Origin of the sequence: Pelorhabdus rhamnosifermentans (genome assembly GCF_018835585.1) — a bacterium.
GTDB classification, from domain to species: Bacteria; Bacillota; Negativicutes; order UMGS1260; family UMGS1260; genus Pelorhabdus; species Pelorhabdus rhamnosifermentans.
In genome coordinates this window covers 1-22211 of the sequence record NZ_JAHGVE010000038.1, presented here as the reverse complement: position 1 = coordinate 22211, position 22211 = coordinate 1, and the positions used below count along the sequence as shown (strand labels likewise).

Genomic DNA, 22211 nt, shown 5'->3' with positions numbered 1-22211 from the left:
ATAAAATAGTTCATTGCGCAAAAAATTCAGTTTGTATGGAAAGTAGTCCGTTTCATTACGCGTGGTGCTGATGAAAGTCCACGACCTTTTTTCGTTCATCCATGGCTGGTTCATTTTCAGGAGCCACTTTTGCTACTGATGTAGCCGCATAATTTTCAACAAATTTACTTGTTACGCGTACATCTGTCAAGGTAGCAGGACCTCCAACACATCCGCCCTCACAAGCCATGCCTTCAAAAAAATTCGCATCGATCTTGCCTGCTTTCATTTGAAGCAAGGCAATTTTACAATTGCCGAGGCCTTCGGCATGATGGGCCTTAACAACAACTTCCGGGGCAGTCATCTGAACGGTATCAAGTACGGCCTGCATGACGCCGCCTGCTTTCGCAAAGCTATTGCCATCACGCGACGCCATGGAAGTATATTCACTCGCTGTCACTTCAGCTGCATTAATCCTTTTTCCAACCATCATGGCTGCCACTTCTTCAAAAGTTAACACATAATCAATAAACTCCTTGTTGCGTAGCCCCTCGCCTTTTTTAGCAATACAAGGACCAATGAAGACCACAACAGCCTCAGGATCTTTCCGTTTAATTACCTTGCCTGTTGCAACCATTGGTGAAACTGTCGTTGATACACGATCAGCCAGCGCAGACAAATGTTTCCCAACCATATCGGCAAAAGCAGGACAACAGGAATTCGTCATAAATGAGCGATCATCCTTGGTCTCAATAAACTCGTTCGCTTCTTCTACAGCCACAATATCAGCACCAAAAGAAGCTTCGTACACTTCAGCAAATCCCAATTGCTTAATAGCCTCAATAACTTGCCCTGTTTTGAGTTTAACCCCGAATTGACCAATAAAAGCAGGTGCCAGCATAGCAACGACCTTGTCGGTTTTCATCCTCTCAATCACTTGTACAACCATCGAACGGTCAACAATGGCACCAAAAGGACAGGCAATTCTACAAGCACCGCAACTGACGCATTTCGTCTCATCAATCGTCGCTTTACGGTCTTTTCCAGCATGTATAGCCTTGACATCGCAAGCCCGTTCACAGGGACGACTAATTTCCAAAATCGCACCATAGTGGCAAGAGCGTTTGCACATGCCACATTCGACACACTTTGTTTTATCAATATAAGCGCGATCCTGCACAACCATAATCGCACCTTTCGGACAGCTATTAATACAATGATGAGCCACGCAGTTGCGACAAGCATCTGTGACAATAAATTTATCAATGGGACATCTGTCACAAGCTTCAGGTAATACATTCACAATAGGAAGCCCCACTATTTCACCGGAAAGAGCATTGGCAGCCGCTTCTTTAAGGGAAAGATCCAGGGACTGACTTAAAGAAATCTTAATTCGCTCCTTTAAAACAGCACGTTCCTTGTGAACACAACACCGATAACGTGGACCCTGCTCAGTAACAACGGTCTCTAAAATGTCATCAATTTTTTCTTGCAATGTTCCTTCATAAGTCATCCTAGCCATTTCAGCTAATACTCTTCTTCGAATTTTTCCAACTTCAGTAACTTGGGCCATTACGGTCCTCCCCTTTATATGCTTTCTTTTTCACAATAAAAATTAGTTTCGATCACACGAAGTAATTGTTCGGGAGTAACATCAGTCAGAATGAGACCATTAATACGGACATTGGGACCTTTGCCACAACTTTGCAAACAATTTACACCTTGAATATCCACAGCATCTTGTATTTTACGTGGTAGTCGCTTGAGCGATTCAAATAAATCTTCGGATCCCAATAAATGGCATGATGTACCTACACAAATTTCAACAGTTAATTGCTTACATTTTTTCATCAAAATCCATCCCTTGTCATCATTTTTTTTGCAACAATTGACTTATAACTTTGACACTACTTCGTCTTTCAATTGAACTATCATGAATAATAAGGATTTTGGCAAGCCGACATCCTGTTCTGTTAGTCAGGAGCTGATTCTTCAGAAACTACCACTATAAAATTCGATGCACACAACATATTATTAGTGAATGTTTTCACTTATACAATGCACTTTTTTATTGTACATAAAAATACCTTATTCTTCAATAGAAATTTTTTACAATTTTAATAAATCCAGTGCATCCATAAAAAACAACTGCTGCAAAAAACTTTGGCCAAGTTTTCACAGCAGTTGTTTTGCACAGACTACGGTTTTACTGTTTCCTTGTAAGTTTGCTTGCCGTCTTTCATTTCAATAATCACGACACCGCGCAGCGCATCATGCGTATCGCTTAATTTCATATCGCCACTGACACTCTTAAAGTTCGCTGTGGACGCCAAGGCTTCACGAATCTTCGCTGAATCTGTACTATTCGCCCGCTTGATTGCATCAACAAGTAAATAAGCAGCATCATATCCCATGGCGGCCATCGAATCTGGCAATTGACCATATTCTTTCTGATAAGCCTCAACAAAAGCATTTGAGGCTGGATTTTTATCTTCTACGGAGTAAAAATTAGTGAAATAGGTATGATTAAGGGCTTCGGCGCCGCCAAGTTCACTGAGTTTAGGCGAATCCCAGGCATCACTGCCAAGAATAGGCACGGAAATACCCAATTCACGGGCTTGTTTAATAATCTTGCCCACATCTTCATAATAGCCGGGAATATATAATAAATTGGGGTTTTGAGCTTTAATCTTCGTTAAGACGGGCTTGAAATCCTGATCTTTTTGAAGATAAGCCTCTTCACTTACAATTTGACCACCGCCTTTAGTGAAAGCCTCTTTAAATACCTGCGTTAACCCTTTACTGTAATCGCTGGAGCTATCAGTTATAATGGCAGCGTTCTTGGCTTTGAGGCTATTGAGTGCAAAATTGGCCCCGACTGTCCCTTGAAAGGAATCAATGAAACAAGCTCGGAAGGTATAATTTTTCACTTTGCCTGTATTCGTATCAACTGTTACTTTCGGATTAACTGTCGCTGCAGCGACAAACGGAATTTTGTTGTCTTCAGCAACTGCCGAGCCGGCAATACCGCAAGAACTGACAGTAAAACCCGTGACAGCAACAACTTTATCCTGAGTAATCACTTTCGTCATGGCGTTCGCTGACTCTGAAGGCTCTCCTTTGTTATCAGCCGTAATGATTTGAATTTGTTTGCCCAAAACACCACCACTCGCATTGATTTCTTTAAAGGCAAGTTTAGCACCATTGGCAGCAGCGACACCGTAAGTCGCCGTATTTCCCGTTAATTCGTATACCATACCGATCTTAATATCCTGACTTGCACTATTTCCACAACCACTAATAAAAGTCAATGTCAAAATAAACAGGAACAACAAGTAACCCTTTTTAGGAATTTTTTTCATTACAATCCATCCTCCTAGTAAAATACGAATGCAAAATTTTCACAAGATTATCCTCATTATATATCTTATTATGACAACAAAAAAGCCCTAACCTGTTTTTGTTCTAACCTGTCAGCAGATTTTGGTATAATTTCGTTCTATGCTACAATCACCCGAATATTATTTATGCAGAGAGTTATTTACTTTCTTCGTATCACACTGCTGCTACCAGCAGAGGAGGTTTATTTATGACCAAAGGAAATGGCCCCGTGTCCGTGAAAAATCACCAGTTAAACCAATCCAACTTCATAATGGAAATCCGCAATTTGTTAGCATCATCTTCTTTACCCTGTTCACTGGCAGATATCAATGAAGCTAGCAGTTACTATTTTTTGCCCAAAAATCCCGCCCCGCCGCTACCAACTGACCAGGAATTAGCTGTGGAGACTATTCGTCGAGACTTTCCAGCCCTTCATCAGCAGATAAATGGCCGACCGCTCATCTGGCTTGACAATGCAGCCACAACTCAAAAACCGCAAAGCGTTATCGATGCGGTTACTCATTTTTACTCGCAGGATAACTCCAATGTGCACCGTGGAGCCCACACGCTAGCCAAACGAGCTACCGACGCCTATGAAGGTGCGCGTGAAAAAGTAATGCATTTCATCGGTGCAAATTCCGTGGAAGAAATTATTTTCGTACGCAGTGCTACGGAGGCCATCAATCTCGTAGCCCAAAGCTACGGACGCAGGGTTGTCGGGCCGGGTGATGAAATAATCGTCAGTATATTGGACCACCATGCTAACATTGTACCCTGGCAGTTACTTTGCGAAGAAAAGGGCGCAACATTACGCGTAATTCCCGTAAATAATAATGCCGAAATTATTGTAGAAGAATATGAAAAACTACTCAATTCTAAAACTCGCTTTATTGCCATCCCCCATGTTTCCAACTCCCTTGGAACAGTCGTCCCCATCAAAATCATCATTGATATGGCCCATAGCCTGGGCATTCCCGTACTAGTTGATGGCGCACAAGGTATTCCGCATTTTAAGACTGACGTTCAAGAATTGGGAGCCGATTTCTACGCTTTTTCCGGACACAAACTGTTTGGGCCGACAGGAATCGGTGTATTATATGGGAAAAAAAGCTTGCTTGAAGAAATACCGCCTTGGCAAGGCGGTGGCAACATGATTAAAAATGTCACTTTTGAGCATACCACTTTCAACTCGCTTCCTAACAAATTCGAGGCTGGAACCGGTCATATTGCCGGAGCAGTCGGGTTAGGAGCTGCCATCGACTATCTCACCGACCTAGGCCTTGCGAAAATCGAAATATATGAAAAAGATCTAATGGCTTATGCCACAGAAACATTATGCAATATCCCTAAACTACACTTAATAGGCACAGCAGCCCATAAAGCTGCTATCTTATCCTTTGTTGTGCAAGGTGTTCCGTCCGGAAGAATTGCCGAATTTTTAGACCGTCAAGGTATTGCGGTACGCGTTGGACACCATTGCGCTCAGCCTTCGCTGCGCCGTTTTGGGTTGGACAGCACAATAAGACCATCGATCGCTTTTTATAATACCTTTGCGGAAATCGACGAATTAGTTTGGGCCATTCAACAATCAATTCGCTAAGAAAATAAGGAGGTTACATTAATGAACAGTGATTTGCTAAAAGATCAGGAAAGCCTAAGTACCAAAGTAGCCAGGAATTTAGCTACTACTACAAAGTCACTCCCCATGATGGAAGCAATTACCCCCCGTTGGATTCTTCAATTTCTCCCTTGGGTTCAGGTAAATTCCGGAACTTACCGGGTCAATCGAATAAAAGTCTTATTCAAAGAGGAAGGCAAGGTCCATGTTACTCAAACAGATGGTGAATTCAATGTAGCCGCTGATCAATTACGAAAAATCCCCCTATTCTATAACGCCACAGATGAAGAAATTGAGCAACTAGCGAATGAATTTACTGTAGAGCAATATGAACGTGATCAAGTAATCATCAATGAAGGAGCATCGGGTAATAAACTCTTTCTTATCGCTAATGGTGCTGTCGAGGCCACTACAACAGGGGACCGTGGCCAGAAGCTGCAACTAGCCATCTTATCTATCGGCGATTTCTTCGGCGAGTTTGCATTATTGGATAACAAACCCTGTACTGCAACCATCACGGCTTTATCGACCTGTTCTATTCTGACACTGGACCAAGCTAAATTTGAAGCCCTTATTCGCCAGAAACCGGAATTTCGCAAAAGGCTGGAATATACTGTTCAAAACAAGGATGAATGGAAATCTAAGGTCAATGAGCACGGGGAGCATAAAATTAGCATCCAGTCCGGACACAAAGGTGAATGTATACTGCCGGAAACTTTTGCCGACTATATCGAAGAACCGCAGGAATATCCCCTAAGTATTGTACAGACAGTTTTAAAAATACATACTCGTGTCACCGATCTTTATAATGACCCCATTGACCAGCTTAAAGAACAAGTTCGGCTGACTGTGGAGGCCATGAAAGAAAAACAAGAATGGGAGCTTATCAATAATAAGGACTTCGGTCTGCTTCATTCTTTGGCACCCTCGATGCGCTTACAACCAAGATATGGCCCACCTACTCCCGATGATATGGATGAACTACTCTCAAGAGTTTGGAAAAAGCCCGCTTTGTTTCTAGCTCACCCTAAGGCCATTGCCGCTTTTGGTCGTGAATGTACTAAACGCGGCGTCCCCCCCACTACCGTAACGCTTCAGGGTTCTCCTTTCATGACCTGGCGCGGCGTACCCATCGTGCCTTGCAATAAGCTCATGGTAAATGGCAAGTCAAAAAGCGGATCTTATGTTGGAACAACTAGCATACTGTTAATGCGCCTGGGAGAGCAGGAACAAGGGGTTATCGGACTGCATCAAGCAGGCATTACTGATGAAATTCTGCCAAGTCTGTCACTGCGTAGAATGGGCATTGACAACAAAGCACTTGCATCCTATCTGCTTACCCTGTACTTCTCAGTTGCTGTCCTGACTGATGAAGCCCTCGCCAGCCTGGATAATGTGGAAGTCGGCTTTTATCATAATTACCCTATGTATTAATGAACAAAACCTCTAAGAATTAATTTAAAAAGCTCCTACCCCAGCTATTACGGCTAGGGTAGGAGCTTTGAACTTATAAAATATTAATTAGCCAATGGACGAACATTCATCTCCACAACAACAGAAGAACAACAACAGAATAATGATAATAATAATACACCCATTATTACCAAATCCATGTCCGAAATTCATAATGTCATCTCCTCAATTTTAAATAAGGTAATGAATGTTGAGTTACTACAGACTATGCTAAAAAAATTATAAATGCCACGGTCTAAAAATAAAAAAGGCCCCACCCGGACGAAACCGAGATAGGAGCTTCTGTTCTATGGACATATGCCAAGTACGTCCATAGATAAAATGGAGGCAGGCAACGACCCTGCATATTTATTATAACAATTAAAGCTATGAAATTCAACATATTTTACAAGAATAGGAAGGAAGGCCCATGCCTGTGCCCAAATTGCCAGTACCAAATAACCCCGCTTTGCTTGTTAATTTGCACTAGTCCAACAATCGCTTACATATCCTTTGTTGTAGTAATCATAAGGAAGATAAAAATATCCCTTATCCCCCCAATCAGTTCCCCAAGAATTTCGGACGATAAACTGCTTTTTGTCATCATCATAGCCAACGACTAAAACAGCATGACCGCCAAGGTACTTTTCTGTGTTTTTGTTTGGTAGAGGAACAATCCCGGTTTTAGAAACAATATCGCTTTCAAACGATTCGTAGACCTCAATTCCGATTACTATGGGCAACCCTTCTGCCAGTGCCGCCTTAAGCTGATCAAATGATGGTATACGGTGATACTCAGCAATTTCATAAACGGCGCCATCCGTAACCATTTTGTCCGTCGGCGTATTGGTAAAAGTTGAAATATCATACGGCCAATCCGCTTCCGGACATACGCCGATTTTCTTCAGTACTTTCATTCCATCACGAATCTCGGCCCCACTGTCCTCATTCACCGTTCCTTCTAGTTTGCGCTCTTCCCAATATAAAAACAGCCTGGATAAAGCTATCCAAGCAGCTTTATTTTTGAGAAGATATTCCCTAAGTCCGGATGCAATGGCATTAGCTGTGCAACTTCCAAGTTCTCCTTGGTCGACAATCGGGCTACACTTATCGCGTAAATCAACTTTGGTCGACATCAGTTCAGCCTTTTTATAATAGGTCGAATAAAATACGTGGTCTCGAAGGTCTGGTGTATCCTTTTTTAATAAGTATTTTCTTTGCATCAAATCACCCCTTTTAAGATCTTAGCATAATCAATAATGAACATATAAATAGCATTCTTAATAATATTAATTATAGTCATTAATATTACAAATATCAAAACATTTTCCATAAATTTACTTTGTAATTTTCCTTCTTAAAACCGTCTCTGCGATATCGCAAATACAACTAATCGGGTGGATTTCTCATTTTTTATGTTAACATTTTTAAAGCAACTCACATATATTAAATTGTAATCTACAATAAGGAGGTGTTACCTTGAATTGTTGTAAAGAACACTATATGCCTAAATTTATGCATATGCCTATATATGATGGTTGTAGACCAAAATGCAAACGTAAATGTGTCGGAGAATTCACTGAAAAATTCAAAGTTTATGAGGTCTGCTGTCGCGAAGTGGTAAAAATTTGTCCAGTCTGTGGTTTCGAGTATGAACCTCATATTCATCCTATGTGTCCTCGTTGTGGCGGATATGGTCATAGGGGATATGGTGATCATGGTATGGGGTTTGGCGGCATGGGATACGATTATTAGTAATTAGGTCATAATCGTTCACGAGATCGATATATAGAGTCTCCTTGTTATGAGGGACTCTTTTTGAATTCAGTGCCAAATTAATTCGACTTCGCTGAAGAACTATTACCGAAAAAAACATTAATCATTACCTCTACATTCCTATTCATGAGTGTACTTTAAAGCTTCCATTGTGAGGATCATTTTATTTATCCTGTCCTGCCACTTAATCCGGTAGCACTATACTTCTTGGCTGATTCAGATCAGCCTTATAAATACAAGATATGTCTGTGCTAATTAAAATAGTATACTAGAAAATTTCTATGGAAAAATAGGGAGAGCCAATGAAAGCTACCCAATGGAGGTTATTTTTTTGTTTGAACCATTGAATATTGCACTGCGAGTAGTTTTAGCTTTAATATTCCTTTTTGCAACCACAAAATTGTTAACCAAAAGAAGCCTATCCAGCCTAACTTATTTTGACTATGTTGCGACTGCGCTGCTTGGAACCATTGCAGGGAATCTGGCTTTTAACATAAATATACATATCTTAAATTTTATTCTCTCTTTAACTCTTACGGCATTTAGTATCATTCTAGTATCTCAACTTTCTCTAAGATATCAATCACTTCGCAAATTATTAGCTGGAGAATCGATCATCTTAATTCAAAATGGAAAAATATTAGAAAACAACATGCTAAAGTTAAACTATTCCTATGATTACCTTATTCAGCATCTTAGACAGGAAAAGGTGTTTGATATTTCTCAAGTCGAATTTGCCATTCTAGAACCGAGTGGCGAACTAAGCGTCCAATTAAAATCTCAGAATCAACCCTTAACGCCACAGGATCTTCATGTATCAACCAAATATGAGGGCCTTGCAACCGAGTTAATCCTAGATGGTAAAGTGATAGAACAAAACCTCCAGAACAACGGCTTAAACAAAGAATGGCTCAATAAAAAGCTTCAGGAAAAGGGAATTAACAACATTCAGGAAGTCGCTTTTGCGGCCTTATCAACCAATGGCAACCTCTATGTTGATTTATATCGCGATTGGCACTAGGAAACTATGAATAATTTATAACATAATTTCCTAAACAAATCTAAAAAACTCACCAATCTCACACTACAGGAAATAAAAAACTGATTGAAGACTTTTTTCCTCACTTACTTTACATATCACATTTCTTATAATCAATGAATAATATAAACAGAAGTTACCCATTAGCAAAAAAAGCAGGGAGGAAAACCATGAAAATTCCAAAAGGTAAAGGATTTGATCTGGCTTGCGGCTTATTAATAACCGTTGTTCTGGAAGATGTGGTCTTGATTGGAACATTTTTAGGAGATTTTGGAAATGAACGTAGCGTGAAATGTCCACCAGTTCATGTGGACTTAAAATGTGATAACGACCCTGATTTTTTCTTACTCCAGTTAACATGTAACGTTCTCGTTGATAGTAGAGAGTTTGATGCAGGAACAATTGTCGCAATAAATTCAAACGAAGTGCAATTTATTGCCATCGGCGGTGAATGTGACTCTGAATGTGATTCTAAATGTGACTCCGAATGTGACTCCGAATGTGACTTCTGAGTGTAACTCTGAAGATACAAGAGTAACAACCAATTCATAATATTGGTAAATTCCAGTTTTTTTTTATACCCGTATGCTGAAAAATTGTGCAATAAATGAAAAAAGCCCGTTCCTAGCATTTTAAACTTCACCCTGTCAGATAGACAGACAAAACAATAAATTTTTTTTAGCTGAATCTCGCACTTTGAGGTTCAGCTTTTTACTTTATATGGAAACAGGTAAATTATATAATTTATGGAATTTCATTGGTGGTACAAGCCCAGTTAGGTCATAACGATGTACGTGCTACAAGGAGATATTCCCACCCCATTGACAAGGCCGGCATGATACCACTGACAAAAAAGACTTCCGAGGAAAAACCCCTGAAGCCTTAATTCACATCTTTCTACAACTGCTAATCTTTCTAATAAACTTCTAAATATTTTTACCAAATTTCGTTTTCTATCAAAATCAATACTGGTAAAAGCTCCACCCGCTCCATTCACGAGCCTTATGGAATCACCAAGCAATGCGTTCTTCACCAATTAAGGCAAATGATTACCCCCAATTTCATCTCCAAATGCCCACCAAAAACGTAGCACCGTCACCGGAAGGCCATGCTGTCGTCCCCAGGCCAAACCTAATTGTTCTGCAGCAAGCTTAGCCACAGAATATAAAGGTTTCCGTGCTAGCTCCGGCCGACATACCTGTCCTTCAACAACCGCCTGCAATGTTGGTAATCCATATACTCCTGCTGTACTGGTATAAAGAAACCGCTTCACTCCGCCAACACCAGCTGCCTCCATAAGGTTAATCTGGCCAACAATATCTTCTCCAAAAAGCTTCCTCGGGTCATCAGCAAAACTCCAAGCCAAGTCAACGATTACGTCAATTGCATGATCCAAAACTATTCTTTTTAAAACAGCACCATTTGCAATATCCGCTACATAAAATCTTACATTATCCATTAATGAGCCATTGTAGATAGATTTCTCCCTGTCCACAACAATGACATTATGTCCGGCATGATAAAAATAGTCACACAATACATACCGACGTCACCAGCACCACCGGCAAGTAATATGTTCACGCACTATCCCTCCTTTAGAGTCTCTGTGTCTCTATCTTTATTCCATCATATGGTTTATTTGTTTTTATATCAATTTAATAAACATATTGTAGATAAAAAAAATAAAAAAATTCAAATACCTTTGACCACTAGAAAGCCCTTCATTTTAGCACATTTTATGTCTTTTAGTTGGGACTGCCCAAAAACAAAAATTAAGAGAGCCTGAATCGCTGCAAACCCTTGAATTTTCTGGTGACACACCGGGGAATCGAACCCGAACATACTGATTAAGAGTCGTCTTTTCGATACAAGTTCAGTATTGTTGATTACTGAACTTGTTTAACAATTGACATATATCGTTATTGATAGTTACTGCCTGTTTTGGCAACGGCCTATCAATCGTAAATAAATTGTTTTCACCTCCAACCAAATAGCCGGAGTTTTTTTGTTGCAGGCAGACAAAAAAACTCCCCACAGTTAACATTATCTGTATTGACATCAATAGATTGCAAACATATTTTCCAAGATGTGTCCATCGTAGAAACCATTATGGCAGATAATAAAGCATAGATTAATTCACTTTAACATATCTTTCTAATAAAATAGAATAGCTGTAACATTTATGGTTACTAGATTATGCTCCGAAGATTAAGCGCAATCCCAGACCAAACAGAGCCTCTTGAAGTCTTTGCAGACTTCGTTGTTCTTACGGTAAATGAGACAAAACTTATGTTTGAGCTTATTGGTTTATTAGGTGAAAAAATACAATTTAAACATATATTAGAATTTATTTTTGTATTTGGTTTGGCAAAGATTTCAAGAACGATCGCTACTCTGCTTCTACAATCGATACCTACTAAAAGCGCCTTAATTGTCAAAGGTGCATTAGCGTATGCCTTTACCTGGGCAATTGGTGAGGCCATAGTATATCTTATTGTGGCCAGGCAGAGGGTTGGCTGGCATTTTATCCTTCAAAGAGTGAAATGTCACTATGGTAGTGGGCTTGCGTGCGCAAAAGATATGGTAAAAAACCGGCAGTGAACCGACTATAAAATTTTATCTTCAGAAATAAAAAATACCCATCCCCCAGCATCTGCCGGAGAATGAGGCCTTAATACTTCAAGGTTAAATTCGTGGCATATCAAATGAAAAAAGCAACCCTATATCTATATCGAGTAGTCTTTTAGCTTAGAACTTCTTAATTGGCTGTTTCAGTTGCTGCCGTTGTACCTGTACTTTGAGCAGTTATTCCACTAAGCTCTACAGTATAGGCAGGTCCAATCTTTGAAGCTACTGAAGTACTCTGAGTACTGCTGTAGGTAGCGCCAACACTTGCTAAGAATATGCCAGGCACGCGCGGGATGAGGGATTACAACTCACAAACACAAATAAAAAAAATTAACAGCTATTATCATATGGTTTGTGGAGATAATATTATTGGAGGTGAATAAATATGAAAAAAGAATGTCAGAAGAACGAACTATGCTCGAAAGAGCAAAAGGACCTTGATTTATCACGTGAGTTGAGTATTAGTAAATCAAAACTAAAAAGTGATAAGGAATGTAAGTTCAACTGTAAATACTAATCATATTTAAACCCCTTCAAAAGCGTCGGCTTTATGTCGCCGCTTTTTCATTTTACTAAAATCACCCTGAACCATTACGTTCCTATAAACCAGCGATCTTCATCATCCAAATACATCCCCAGGCTGCTCATGCTCAATAACCCTATTAAAAAAGATACTGGATGAATCACGGGTTATGTTGCAAGAACAGTTATGCAAAGATAATAAATAAAATCGAATAAACTTAATAGATTGACACTATCGATTTCTTACATAATTGCCCATAATAAATTTATGACCGACCAATTAGTCCGTAAAATTTATTATGGAGGTAATGTCCACGCAAACTGACTGAAATTAAGAGCCGGCATAAATTACACTATATTCATGAATAATAAACCTTTTCGTAAACAAGCCCAGAATGAAATAGTTCTGGGCTTGTTGTTTCATAGCCAGATTAAGCCATCAGTTGGTTTGGTGTCATTAATGAAAGCAGAAGACAGCGTCAGCCAAAAGCATATTTCGTATTAAAGGTAATTAATGTTTAGATGTTATTTTACGCAATTATTGCTCCATTTAATTAATTCGACAAATATATCTCTTAGGTTATTACCTTTATCAGTCATAGAATACTCAACACGGGGCGGAACTTCAGGATAAACAGTTTTGGTTATTACTCCATTATTCTCTAATTCATGCAATCTAAGAGACAATGTTTTAGGACTTATTCCTTGTAATGACCTTTGTAATTGACTAAATCGTTTAGTGCCATCATAAAGATTCCATAAAATTAAAAACGTCCATTTACTTCCAATAATAGAAAGGGTATTTTTTATCGCAGCACTGCATTTTCCACAAGTACAGCATTTATTCATAATTCCCTCCAGTATAGTAGCTTAAAGAAATGTAACTACTTCCATTTTTTTAGCAATATGTATACTATTAATATAACACAAATTCCTAGTAAATAGATGATAATACTAGGAATTAACTCTATAACGTTTTTGCAGTAAGCGCCACAAGGAGGACGATTGTTTTGAAAGAGATACATATTGGAAACAAGGAAGCCGCTAATCGGGAAAACTTATGGTCAATATCGTTTGCTTTTACCATAATGGTGAATTTCCTTGCCTATCTGGGGAATTTTATGCTACTACCAACTTTACCTTTACTTGTCTTAAACATTGGGGAAAATAAAATAATGGCGGGTCTAGTATCCGGTATTTATTATTTAACCGGTTTCATTTCCCGTCCCAAGATTGGAGGCCTGCTGGATCAAAAAGGAAGAAAGTCAATTATGCTCACGAGTCTCACTTTGTTGCTGCTAACAACGATCTCTTACAATGCGGTGGCATATTCAGCCATTCTGCTGTTAATACTGAGAGCGATACACGGAATAAGCTGGAGTGCAACCACCACATCAGTCAGTACCATAGCCTCTGACCTGATTCCAGCCGCCCGCAGGAATCAAGGAATGGGCTTCTTTGGAATTTCGATGTCAAGTGCTATGGCTCTCGGTCCTGCATTAGGATTATACGTATTGGAGCATTATAATTATACATTACTGTTCCTTCTTTCGGCTTTATGCATTGCATTAGCATTACTTACCGGCTTTTTGGAAAGCAGCTACCTTAATCAAATAAGTACAGAGCCTCCAATTATTGAAAAACAACTTGAATATAGAGCAAGGCAAAATACAGAAGCAACGCTTTTTGAGAAAACGGCGATGTGGCCATCCTTTTTGTATTTTATTGTTATGATGACCTACGCCACCGTAGGAATTTTTCTGCCTGCATATGCGAGTGAGAAAGGCGTAGAAAATATAGGGATATTTTATATAGTTACTGCACTGTCTACAATACTTGTCAGGTTAATCTCAGGTCGAATTGCTGACCGGTATGGAACCTCCAAAGTATTGCTGCCTGGCATGCTTTTATTGGCAATTGGCTTGCAACTATTGCCTGTAGCTGCGTCGCTGCCAATGTTTCTTGTGGCCGCTATAATTTATGGCGTTGGTCACGGTGCAGTTCAGCCAATTATAAACGCATTGGTTATATCCTCTGCACCAGTGGAAAGAAGAGGAGCGGCAAATGCAACACTTCTATGTGCAATGGACTTGGGAATAATGGTTGGCTCTGTTATTTGGGGCAGTGTGGCCCAAACATTCGGATTTATTTACATATACAACGTTTCAACTATTCTACTTATTTTATCTGTTGTAATATACTTAGTTTTTTCAGTTAGGATTGAATCCTGTTAGTTGTCGATCACTGAGCATCGCACCCCGTTGAATACTATACGGCCCAAAGCGACGGCGAATATCATCAATCGTTTTTTCAAGCTGTTCTTTGGCAATTTGTTCCTCGCTAAACAAATCAAGCTGTATATGTTGATTGGCAATGACTAGTTCAGCGCCCCAAACACCTATACTACGAATCGGACATAAGTGCGTAGTCGCGCCGCAACACTCTCAGCCAAAACATAAATGTCAGCTTCACATCTTCGGGCCACCGTTTATCGCCACCGCCTTTAGAACGTATGCTAGAATCGCTCATCGTATTTATCATTTAGTCAAGCAATAAAAAACACAACGTGAAAAACTGATTGCAAGCTTTTTGTTGTATAAGCAGGAATATAGTGTATTTTGTGGTAATAACTGAATAAGCTACACATTTAAATATCGTGTTGTGTGTAGCTTATTCAGTTATTTTCAAGGTTAATAAAATATAAATATAGGAAGGGAACAAATAAAATGCTTAAAGGAAAAAACATTGTAGTCGGAGTGACGGGATGCAGTTCGGCATATCAAGCGGCTGATATTGTCAAGAAACTGGTATCATTGCGTGCTAATGTAGACGTAATTATGACGAGTAGCGCCACAAAATTTATTGCACCGTTGACTTTCCGCAATATATCCGGTCATCCAGTTATTCAGGATCAATTTGCAGATCCGGTTTCATGGGATGAAGGACATAAAAAACTTGCAGACAAAGCAGATTTATTACTCATTGCTCCCGCAACTGCAAACATTATCGGAAAAGCAGCTAGCGGCATAGCGGACGACATACTGTCTACAACTATCATGTCAACAGAGGCATTTACCATTTTTGCTCCCCATATGAATCCGAAAATGTACCGGAAGCCAGTAGTGCAAAGAAACATTCAAACTTTGCAGAAAGACGGGTGCCTAATCATTCAACAGGAAAAACTTATGCCTAGCGGTAAAAAATTGTATAGCATGCTCGCGGATACTGAATTTATTATAAAAGAAGTAACCAGATTACTGCTTGCAGAAGAATAATTATTTTACAAAAAAATATAATTAAACAAAATTCCCCTATCCCAGTCTAAACCGAGGTAGGGGATTTCGCTAAATTATTCATCAACCACTTTAAATGTCTCCCATCGTCCAGCCCGATGGTGATTTGCGCTGAGCAAAGAATTGCCATCACCGTTAGCCCCCACATATCTGTCATTTTCCACTGATTTAAGAGCTATTTTATCATGGCCCATATGAATCACTTTAAATATTTCCCAGCGTCCAGCCCGGTCATGATTTGCTATGAGCAGAGAATTACCATCGTTGTCAGCACTCACAAATTTCCCGTTTGCCATAGATCTAAGAGCTATTTTATCATGGCCCATGTGAACTACTTCAAATGTCTCCCATTGTTTAGCTTGGTCACGATTTGCTATGAGTGGAGAATTACCGTTGTCTTCAGCACATACAAATTTGCCATTTTCAACAGACATCAGAGCTATTTTATTTCCTGTTTCAGTACTAAAAGCTTCAGCTTTAGTAAGATTAAAAATATTGCCAAATATTAAGGAAAAAACCATCATACTACTCAAAATAAAGGTCATTATTTTTTTCAAATTAATTACTCCCTTTCTAAATGTTTTTTATATTTAAATCTTAAAAGGAACATGTGACAAATTGATGACAACTTTCACAATGCGTAGAGTATTGATGCAATATATTTAAAAAGATAGGAAAAAGGACTCATTCCAGCGTTAACTAGAAGCTCATGCACCCAACCTTTCCCCTGCAACTGCAGCATATTCTTTTCCTTTTTCAATCCCAATAAACTGCCTACCAGTATTCTTCGCAGCCACCAGCGTCGTGCCCGATCCGGCGAATACTACATATAAATGTGACAAAGCCCCCAACCGGAATAAACCGATTGAGGACCTTGCAGTATCAATTCCCTATTAATACTTCTTCTGATTCATGTCCACAGATATTGCAGACTACAGATATTCTCCCTGTTTCACTATCTGATGAAAACTTAAATAAATGAACTTCAAAATTCTCCATTTCATTTGACAACATTTCTGTGTTACCACAGGTGCAGCTAATTCGCATGATTGACCTCCGATATATGGTATGGAGGAAATATTCGCTATATGGGTCGAAAGTCCTGCAAGCTAAAAAAACCGCCCCTAGCATGCGCTAAGAGCAGGCTTTGCATTATAATGGTACCATCAACCTGGCACCAACAGTTATTTTGTAAGTTGCATAACTTCGAAGCTAATAATTTGTTCAAACAGCAGATATTCTTTCCGACTCTGGAATTCACCAACATTGTAATTCTTATTAAAGGTATACAATGAATTTCCAGTACCAACAGTTCTATCGCACCATTTAATGAAATCATCAACTTCTATTAAAGACAGTTGATATTCCCGCTCACTGGAATCACTCATAGTAATCCGAAGCAGTGAATGTCCGCTTTGTGCTTGAGGCATTGCAGAAGCTTCATTTGAATTGGCACTTTCACCATCAGCATTTACGACAGTTACCACATAATAGTAAGTAGTGCCGTTTGTTACGGCTGTATCTACATAGCTAGTACCAGACACATTGCTAACAATAGTTGTATATGGGCCACCCAATTGATAAGCCTGTTTGCTATACCAAACATTCATCTCACCGCTTCCTCCTCATTGCCCCATGCTCTCGATGACATGTCCCAACGTCTGGCCTCATCAACTCCCGATAGTTCTCTTTACGTCTTCGTTTTCGAAACGTCACACACAGCCGATTGACGTAATAGACATGACCAGCAGTGCAATCCATGTCTATGTTGTATTCACAAGGTTCGTTGCAATGCAGGTTGACCATGACTATCACCTCCAATTAGTTATAGAAAAAGACGGCACTTCGAGATGCCGTCTTTATTGTTACTCATGGGATAATGGCGGATTTACTTTTGCCGTAGATGACTCCTTTTTCTTAGTGCTAGGCCAAGTTGCATGAGTGTTCCCTTTTTCTGGTTTAGCTGAACTAAATGCAGGGCTGCGCGGCACATGTGTTGACTTCATAACACCATCTCCTTTTAATATCTTATGTAGTCAACAACTTAGATTGTGACACGATTACTTTTACAGCTTTGATGTCAAAACCGAGCCACCCAAATGGACGGCTCTCAAAATGGGCAGTGCCAGAAGATCACTGCCAGGTAATATCAGACATAAAAATAAGCGCTCATTTAAGAGCGTTTCATTTGTGGTACTATTATGCACGTGTTTATTTCTATTCAACGGTAAAACTAATTCAAGGGGGTGTTACTATGTTTCATCGTAGATCCTGTATGTTACATTCATTATTACACGGTAATAGATGTAATGAAATGTCGTTGCCAAAAATGTTTGTAACAGGTGCCCTAGTTTTCATTGGCACAAAAATGCTTATGGGTATGATGGACGACGATTAATCTTAGTTAGTGCCACAACACTTCCAGGCTAGCATTCTGATTAATTCAGATGCTAGCCGTTTTTTTCTCTACGGTATGGAAGAAGACGAAGACATTATTCCCGAACCAACTTCTCCAAGCGAAATAGCAGTTCCCAAAGGTGGCTTTGTAAATCTAATTGAGATTTGGATGCCGCCAGTTCGTGATGAAATGGCCAATCGTGCTCTCAAAAAGACTTTAAGCATTCCTCAATGGCTTAATGATCTTGCAGAACGCGTAAAGTAAACTATTCTCATTTGCTGCAAGAATCATTAAAACATCATCTTGGCGTTCATAAACCACCTTATCGGAAGAAATAGATTAAGCAGCCTTAATTGGCTGCTGTTTTTTATAATAAAAGGGCCCTGGATGGCACACGAATAATCTTTCAATATTTTTATGATTAACATTAACGCTGTTTCTTTTTTAGCATATTCCATACGGCATATTTAACGCGACTTTCAACGTATCCCGGCAACCGCACCCCTTTGCTTGAGTCATATGTTTCAAATGCTTCAACAACCGCCAACCATGCTTCGGCTTTTTCATCGTCTGATTTATTCCAAGTATACTTCTTTACAAGTGGTGCAAAGTCCAGAATTTCCAACGTGTCCCTCCAATAACGTTAATTATTTAAACTGTATCGCTTCCCACCGGAGGCGATATTCCATATCTTTATCTTTGTGATTCCATCCGGCGTCAATGCCGACACGGTTGTGCCGGACTCCTATACCAATATCCTTATTGCCAGCATAAACATCAATTCCACCGGATGCGGTGTTATCAATAATCGTCGGCTGCACGTCCATTTTGAAGCTGATCGTGCTATTCTGGTCTAATGTCACCTGGCCCTTTTCGAATTTCTGAGACTCGCCCTGCAGCAAGTCAAAGGCATAGGGTTTACCGTTCACAGATACATTCACTTTTGCAGGGTCAGCGGTTAGTTTTACATCTGTTGGATCAATCTGCTCTTTTGTTTGCCCAGTAACAGGGTCGGTGTACACTAAAACAGGCTTTTCAACGTACTGAATTTTCGTCTGAGTATCCGTCTTTGTTTGGCCCTGAATGATCGTCGGCTGCTGAACAATGGTATTGGTCTGCACCGTCTTATTTCGTATTTCATCTTTGAAACTTTCATAGTCTTGCTTAATAGCCAAAAAGCCACGATAGATAAAATAAAACAAAATTATAAGCAAGATAATTTTAACGACGATCTGCCAGTGGGACTTTAAGAAGGTAAAAAAAGATTTTATATATGCCATTATGCCACCTCCAACAATCTTGCAACAACAGTACCCAATTCCTTGTTATCAGCTTTTAATACATCTATATGCGCTTGGATTTTTTCAATGTCAGTTTGTACTGGTGTTTTTTGTTCGGCTGTCTAGCGATGTTCTGATCCGTTGTAATAGGTGCTAATAATGTTTCCTGTACAGTTACAGGAGTATCCGTTTGTCCCTGTACCTCCGCTTAAAACAGAGGTACTTCACATACCAACTTTTAATTATTCCCCCGCAAAGTTTTCGTCATAAATTCGCTGACAGTCAGAGAAATAATTTTCTAAACTGTCACCGAAATACTCACCAGAAGGGCTATTTTTCAAGGCTGTAATGTATTCCTGCAATGTTGTCGCTTGATCAACTCCGCCATCAATAAACCCATGTAGGTAATGACCAAAATAATCAGCATAATCCTCATAACTTGCAAAATTGATGTAATATTGAGCCCCGTCCGGCTGTGGGGTGTCGTTCGGTTCGGATTGTGTTACACCGCCAAGATTATGATTGCTGATAGCCAATTCAGATGTAAAATCATTTGACTCATGCACCCATTGAGCATAAATCCAGCGTGGGTCAATATTAACAACCCCTCTATCTGCTGCAGCCTGTGCAGCACGTTGAGCTAAAGAATAAAAATAATCGTTCATTTTGGCATCTCTCCTTTTATATTATGTTATTCTGCCAATTCACTTATTGCTATTTGGCATTTCACCATGTAACGTGTTGTCTCGACTATCTAACTGATATTTGGTCCAGCCAGCTTTGTAGCTCATCGTCAAAAATACTGAAAATATAAGTGGCTTCGATGAAAGCTTTTTGAAATAAAACCAATAAAAAAAGGCTTCCAAGCGAAGGAAGCCTCTGCATGTCGGCATTGCGTTTCAATTAATTTGATCCTTTTATTTGCATTCGAAAAATCAATTTTTATTATAAAAACAAAGCAAAAATAAGCTGCGTTGCTGTCAAAATCGTTTAGAAGGGAAGTGTGTTCTATGACAATACTTACAATCTCACGAGCTGACCTAATTGTCGGGCGACTGGCAAAATACAAAAGAAGTATCTTTCCCATCACCCGACGATGTACCAATTATACCGATTATTGCCAAAATATTGGTTAATTGGATTTCTTCGAATGAATATCCTCACGGTTTTGGATCTAATAAAAAATTTGAGAGCAAATAAAAATTCAGGTCAGAAAAAGAGGTAAGAACATGCCAAAAAAGCAACCGCCATACAGTAATTTCCAAACCACCAGAAGGCTATAAATTGCCAAAGATATTTTGGGACACAATGATTCGCCAAGCTATAAAGAATATACAAAAAGAACAAGAATTAGCTAGCAAACAAAACCAGTTAAAAAAATGAAAACAACAGTCCTACCAAAGAAGCCTCCATCAAAATAGTTGGAGGCTTTTTGTTGCAGACAGAAATATTGTATAAATTTGTCTCAGTAACCATAAATACGTAGTATTGTATATTAATTTACATTTAATTGCAGGATTTTCCTATTAAATGTAGTATTTTGGAAATAAGGAGGTGTTTATGTGCAACAAAGGCCTTTATTTTTGTTGGTAGCCTTTTTACTTATTTCAATAATGATTGGAGGTTGTACAAGCATGCAAAGTTCAACTGTTATTTCGCCTAAAGTTGAAACATATCCGAATAAGCCTATTACTGTAATTGTGCCATTTAGTGCTGGATCGGGGTCGGACTTAGTAGCCCGCGCACTAGAAAAGACAGCGCTAAAATATTTAGATCAACCGTTAATAGTTGTCAACAGACCTGGAGGAACGGGTACTATCTGCTGGAATGAACTAGCTAATGCTAGTCCAGATGGTTATGCACTTGGTATTACAAGTTCTGAATTATTTTTACAACCCCTCTTTGTATCTACCAAATACAATTATTCAGTCTCGTTAGATCCGTTAGCGCAAATTACAGCTACTCCCTTTGTAATGGCTGTTCGTACTGACCAGCCATTACAAACCGTTGCTGATCTTATTAGTTATGCTAAACAACATCCGGGACAATTAAAATTTGGTCACCCTGGTATTGGTTCACTTGGGCATATTGTCGCTGAAACTTTTTCTAAAACCGCTGGCATCACTATGAATCAGGTCCCTTTCCAAGGTGCGACAGAAGAGATAGCAGCTTTGTTAGGTGGACATATTCAAGTTATATTCTTAACTCCGGGGGCAATCAAAGAATATGTTAAAAGTGGAATGATTAAAATATTAGCAGTTGCTAGTGAACAACATTTGAATGACCCTGTTCTTGCAAATGCGCAGACATTTCAGGAGCAAGGAATAGATATTTCATATAACAATAGGTTTGGAATAGCCATACCAAAAGAAACTCCCGTTGATGTAAAAACCAAGTTAGTTGAAAGATTAGATGCAATAATTACTGACCCTGAATTCAAAAAAGATATTGAAAACACAGGCTTACAATTTGAATATTTAGGTCCTAAAGAATCAGAGGAAAGATGGCTAATTGATAATGAAAATTTATCTAAAGCTGTTCAAGAAACAGGTATTGTAGACCTAATCAAATCTCAAAAACAATAGATAAAACTAACAAAAACCGTCCTCTCCAGGTATCACACGTCAAATGAGCCTCACTCAAACAGTGAGGCTTTAACTATCGTCGCGTAATCCAGCAGCCAGGGGTCTACCCCATACCAATGGTGAGATAGTGAGATTATTATACTATTTTTATAAACTTGCTCTTAGTAAAAAAATATATAAATAGGCTCATTGTAAAATGAAATTGAACTAAAAAAAATCCATAGAGATTGTAACTGTGCTAAGATGGTTTTGCGAAGAAC

General features: G+C 39.2%; 26 protein-coding genes. 11 read left to right on the top strand and 15 right to left on the bottom strand.

Annotated features, from left to right (window positions below; genetic code table 11):
- Positions 1-55: 55 nt before the first annotated feature.
- The 3 genes from Ga0466249_RS24025 to Ga0466249_RS24015 all read right to left on the bottom strand — a co-directional run bounded on the left by Ga0466249_RS24025 (position 56) and on the right by Ga0466249_RS24015 (position 3341).
- Positions 56-1552, bottom strand: coding sequence for a 4Fe-4S dicluster domain-containing protein (locus tag Ga0466249_RS24025; RefSeq protein ID WP_215832033.1), 1497 nt, complete (start codon positions 1550-1552; stop codon positions 56-58).
- Between the two features lie 14 nt (positions 1553-1566).
- Positions 1567-1830, bottom strand: a complete 264-nt coding sequence (locus Ga0466249_RS24020) for a (2Fe-2S) ferredoxin domain-containing protein (protein ID WP_215832032.1) — start codon at positions 1828-1830, stop codon at positions 1567-1569.
- A 347-nt stretch (positions 1831-2177) separates the two neighbouring features.
- Positions 2178-3341, bottom strand: a complete 1164-nt coding sequence (locus Ga0466249_RS24015; protein WP_215832031.1) for an ABC transporter substrate-binding protein — start codon at positions 3339-3341, stop codon at positions 2178-2180.
- Positions 3342-3646: 305 nt separating this feature from the next.
- Between Ga0466249_RS24015 and Ga0466249_RS24010 the strand changes: the two genes are divergently transcribed.
- Complete coding sequence (locus Ga0466249_RS24010) at positions 3647-4960, top strand: cysteine desulfurase (protein ID WP_215832030.1); 1314 nt, start codon at positions 3647-3649, stop codon at positions 4958-4960.
- 21 nt (positions 4961-4981) lie between these two features.
- Positions 4982-6412: a family 2B encapsulin nanocompartment shell protein gene (locus Ga0466249_RS24005; RefSeq protein ID WP_215832029.1), complete on the top strand. Its 1431-nt coding sequence runs from the start codon at positions 4982-4984 to the stop codon at positions 6410-6412.
- Positions 6413-6906: 494 nt separating this feature from the next.
- On the opposite strand, the gene Ga0466249_RS24000 is transcribed toward Ga0466249_RS24005, so the two are convergent.
- Positions 6907-7653, bottom strand: a complete 747-nt coding sequence (locus Ga0466249_RS24000) for a C1 family peptidase (protein WP_246589018.1) — start codon at positions 7651-7653, stop codon at positions 6907-6909.
- Positions 7654-7909: 256 nt separating this feature from the next.
- Here Ga0466249_RS24000 and Ga0466249_RS23995 point away from each other — a divergent pair, with 256 nt between their 5' ends.
- From Ga0466249_RS23995 to Ga0466249_RS23985, 3 genes are all read left to right on the top strand, one after another.
- Positions 7910-8185: a hypothetical protein gene (locus Ga0466249_RS23995; protein WP_215832027.1), complete on the top strand. Its 276-nt coding sequence runs from the start codon at positions 7910-7912 to the stop codon at positions 8183-8185.
- Positions 8186-8537: 352 nt separating this feature from the next.
- A complete protein-coding gene (locus Ga0466249_RS23990) occupies positions 8538-9227 on the top strand; it encodes a YetF domain-containing protein (protein ID WP_215832026.1) in 690 nt (229 codons plus the stop codon).
- A 188-nt stretch (positions 9228-9415) separates the two neighbouring features.
- Positions 9416-9757 carry a hypothetical protein gene (locus Ga0466249_RS23985; protein WP_215832025.1) on the top strand — a complete coding sequence of 114 codons (342 nt, stop codon included), beginning with the start codon at positions 9416-9418 and terminating at the stop codon, positions 9755-9757.
- A gap of 524 nt (positions 9758-10281) precedes the next feature.
- On the opposite strand, the gene Ga0466249_RS23980 is transcribed toward Ga0466249_RS23985, so the two are convergent.
- Together Ga0466249_RS23980 and Ga0466249_RS27620 are read right to left on the bottom strand one after the other, a co-directional pair.
- Positions 10282-10740, bottom strand: coding sequence for an NAD-dependent epimerase/dehydratase family protein (locus Ga0466249_RS23980; RefSeq protein WP_312889829.1), 459 nt, complete (start codon positions 10738-10740; stop codon positions 10282-10284).
- Entirely contained in the window at positions 10704-10826 is a 123-nt protein-coding gene (locus Ga0466249_RS27620) for a hypothetical protein (protein ID WP_312889830.1), read from the bottom strand. The genes Ga0466249_RS23980 and Ga0466249_RS27620 overlap by 37 nt, the downstream gene beginning before the upstream one ends.
- 708 nt (positions 10827-11534) lie before the next feature.
- On the opposite strand from Ga0466249_RS27620, the gene Ga0466249_RS23975 reads away from it, so the two are divergent.
- Complete coding sequence (locus Ga0466249_RS23975; protein WP_215832023.1) at positions 11535-11846, top strand: hypothetical protein; 312 nt, start codon at positions 11535-11537, stop codon at positions 11844-11846.
- Positions 11847-12920: 1074 nt separating this feature from the next.
- Here Ga0466249_RS23975 and Ga0466249_RS23970 read toward each other — a convergent pair.
- Entirely contained in the window at positions 12921-13244 is a 324-nt protein-coding gene (locus tag Ga0466249_RS23970; RefSeq protein ID WP_215832022.1) for a winged helix-turn-helix transcriptional regulator, read from the bottom strand.
- Between the two features lie 161 nt (positions 13245-13405).
- Between Ga0466249_RS23970 and Ga0466249_RS23965 the strand changes: the two genes are divergently transcribed.
- Both Ga0466249_RS23965 and Ga0466249_RS23960 read left to right on the top strand, forming a co-directional pair.
- The gene (locus Ga0466249_RS23965) at positions 13406-14629 is read left to right on the top strand and encodes an MFS transporter (RefSeq protein ID WP_215832021.1); all 1224 of its coding nucleotides are present in this window, start codon (positions 13406-13408) and stop codon (positions 14627-14629) included.
- A gap of 492 nt (positions 14630-15121) precedes the next feature.
- Positions 15122-15670, top strand: a complete 549-nt coding sequence (locus tag Ga0466249_RS23960) for a flavoprotein (protein ID WP_215832020.1) — start codon at positions 15122-15124, stop codon at positions 15668-15670.
- Between the two features lie 74 nt (positions 15671-15744).
- Here Ga0466249_RS23960 and Ga0466249_RS23955 read toward each other — a convergent pair whose 3' ends face one another.
- The 5 genes from Ga0466249_RS23955 to Ga0466249_RS23935 form a co-directional block, all read right to left on the bottom strand.
- Positions 15745-16245: a fascin domain-containing protein gene (locus Ga0466249_RS23955; protein WP_215832019.1), complete on the bottom strand. Its 501-nt coding sequence runs from the start codon at positions 16243-16245 to the stop codon at positions 15745-15747.
- 150 nt (positions 16246-16395) lie between these two features.
- Positions 16396-16530 carry a DNA methyltransferase gene (locus tag Ga0466249_RS23950; protein ID WP_246589017.1) on the bottom strand — a complete coding sequence of 45 codons (135 nt, stop codon included), beginning with the start codon at positions 16528-16530 and terminating at the stop codon, positions 16396-16398.
- Positions 16531-16570: 40 nt separating this feature from the next.
- Positions 16571-16735, bottom strand: a complete 165-nt coding sequence (locus Ga0466249_RS23945) for a hypothetical protein (RefSeq protein ID WP_215832018.1) — start codon at positions 16733-16735, stop codon at positions 16571-16573.
- Between the two features lie 137 nt (positions 16736-16872).
- Positions 16873-17298: a hypothetical protein gene (locus tag Ga0466249_RS23940; RefSeq protein ID WP_215832017.1), complete on the bottom strand. Its 426-nt coding sequence runs from the start codon at positions 17296-17298 to the stop codon at positions 16873-16875.
- A gap of 255 nt (positions 17299-17553) precedes the next feature.
- Positions 17554-17694, bottom strand: coding sequence for a hypothetical protein (locus Ga0466249_RS23935; RefSeq protein ID WP_215832016.1), 141 nt, complete (start codon positions 17692-17694; stop codon positions 17554-17556).
- Positions 17695-17942: 248 nt separating this feature from the next.
- On the opposite strand from Ga0466249_RS23935, the gene Ga0466249_RS23930 reads away from it, so the two are divergent.
- Complete coding sequence (locus tag Ga0466249_RS23930) at positions 17943-18086, top strand: hypothetical protein (RefSeq protein ID WP_215832015.1); 144 nt, start codon at positions 17943-17945, stop codon at positions 18084-18086.
- A 75-nt stretch (positions 18087-18161) separates the two neighbouring features.
- The gene (locus tag Ga0466249_RS23925) at positions 18162-18350 is read left to right on the top strand and encodes a hypothetical protein (RefSeq protein ID WP_215832014.1); all 189 of its coding nucleotides are present in this window, start codon (positions 18162-18164) and stop codon (positions 18348-18350) included.
- A gap of 163 nt (positions 18351-18513) precedes the next feature.
- On the opposite strand, the gene Ga0466249_RS23920 is transcribed toward Ga0466249_RS23925, so the two are convergent.
- The 3 genes from Ga0466249_RS23920 to Ga0466249_RS23910 all read right to left on the bottom strand — a co-directional run bounded on the left by Ga0466249_RS23920 (position 18514) and on the right by Ga0466249_RS23910 (position 20031).
- Complete coding sequence (locus tag Ga0466249_RS23920) at positions 18514-18711, bottom strand: sigma factor (protein ID WP_215832013.1); 198 nt, start codon at positions 18709-18711, stop codon at positions 18514-18516.
- Between the two features lie 22 nt (positions 18712-18733).
- Positions 18734-19366: a hypothetical protein gene (locus Ga0466249_RS23915; protein WP_215832012.1), complete on the bottom strand. Its 633-nt coding sequence runs from the start codon at positions 19364-19366 to the stop codon at positions 18734-18736.
- Positions 19367-19608: 242 nt separating this feature from the next.
- Positions 19609-20031 carry a glucosaminidase domain-containing protein gene (locus Ga0466249_RS23910; RefSeq protein WP_215832011.1) on the bottom strand — a complete coding sequence of 141 codons (423 nt, stop codon included), beginning with the start codon at positions 20029-20031 and terminating at the stop codon, positions 19609-19611.
- 969 nt (positions 20032-21000) lie between these two features.
- Between Ga0466249_RS23910 and Ga0466249_RS23905 the strand changes: the two genes are divergently transcribed.
- A complete protein-coding gene (locus Ga0466249_RS23905) occupies positions 21001-21951 on the top strand; it encodes a tripartite tricarboxylate transporter substrate binding protein (RefSeq protein WP_215832039.1) in 951 nt (316 codons plus the stop codon).
- Positions 21952-22211: the final 260 nt, after the last annotated feature.

Bases quoted from the DNA above. Each gene is read 5' to 3' on its own strand.
- Ga0466249_RS23970 (WP_215832022.1), bottom strand. From the start codon at position 13,244: ATGAATAAATGCTGTACTTGTGGAAAATGCAGTGCTGCGATAAAAAAT.
- Ga0466249_RS23945 (WP_215832018.1), bottom strand. From the start codon at position 16,735: ATGCGAATTAGCTGCACCTGTGGTAACACAGAAATGTTGTCAAATGAA.
- Ga0466249_RS23960 (WP_215832020.1), top strand. From the start codon at position 15,122: ATGCTTAAAGGAAAAAACATTGTAGTCGGAGTGACGGGATGCAGTTCG.
- Ga0466249_RS24015 (WP_215832031.1), bottom strand. From the start codon at position 3,341: ATGAAAAAAATTCCTAAAAAGGGTTACTTGTTGTTCCTGTTTATTTTG.
- Ga0466249_RS23975 (WP_215832023.1), top strand. From the start codon at position 11,535: ATGTTTGAGCTTATTGGTTTATTAGGTGAAAAAATACAATTTAAACAT.
- Ga0466249_RS23925 (WP_215832014.1), top strand. From the start codon at position 18,162: ATGGAAGAAGACGAAGACATTATTCCCGAACCAACTTCTCCAAGCGAA.
- Ga0466249_RS24000 (WP_246589018.1), bottom strand. From the start codon at position 7,653: ATGCAAAGAAAATACTTATTAAAAAAGGATACACCAGACCTTCGAGAC.
- Ga0466249_RS24005 (WP_215832029.1), top strand. From the start codon at position 4,982: ATGAACAGTGATTTGCTAAAAGATCAGGAAAGCCTAAGTACCAAAGTA.
- Ga0466249_RS23935 (WP_215832016.1), bottom strand. From the start codon at position 17,694: ATGAAGTCAACACATGTGCCGCGCAGCCCTGCATTTAGTTCAGCTAAA.
- Ga0466249_RS23910 (WP_215832011.1), bottom strand. From the start codon at position 20,031: ATGAACGATTATTTTTATTCTTTAGCTCAACGTGCTGCACAGGCTGCA.
- Ga0466249_RS23940 (WP_215832017.1), bottom strand. From the start codon at position 17,298: ATGAATGTTTGGTATAGCAAACAGGCTTATCAATTGGGTGGCCCATAT.
- Ga0466249_RS23905 (WP_215832039.1), top strand. From the start codon at position 21,001: ATGCAAAGTTCAACTGTTATTTCGCCTAAAGTTGAAACATATCCGAAT.
- Ga0466249_RS23985 (WP_215832025.1), top strand. From the start codon at position 9,416: ATGAAAATTCCAAAAGGTAAAGGATTTGATCTGGCTTGCGGCTTATTA.
- Ga0466249_RS23915 (WP_215832012.1), bottom strand. From the start codon at position 19,366: ATGGCATATATAAAATCTTTTTTTACCTTCTTAAAGTCCCACTGGCAG.
- Ga0466249_RS23930 (WP_215832015.1), top strand. From the start codon at position 17,943: ATGTTTCATCGTAGATCCTGTATGTTACATTCATTATTACACGGTAAT.
- Ga0466249_RS24020 (WP_215832032.1), bottom strand. From the start codon at position 1,830: ATGAAAAAATGTAAGCAATTAACTGTTGAAATTTGTGTAGGTACATCA.
- Ga0466249_RS24025 (WP_215832033.1), bottom strand. From the start codon at position 1,552: ATGGCCCAAGTTACTGAAGTTGGAAAAATTCGAAGAAGAGTATTAGCT.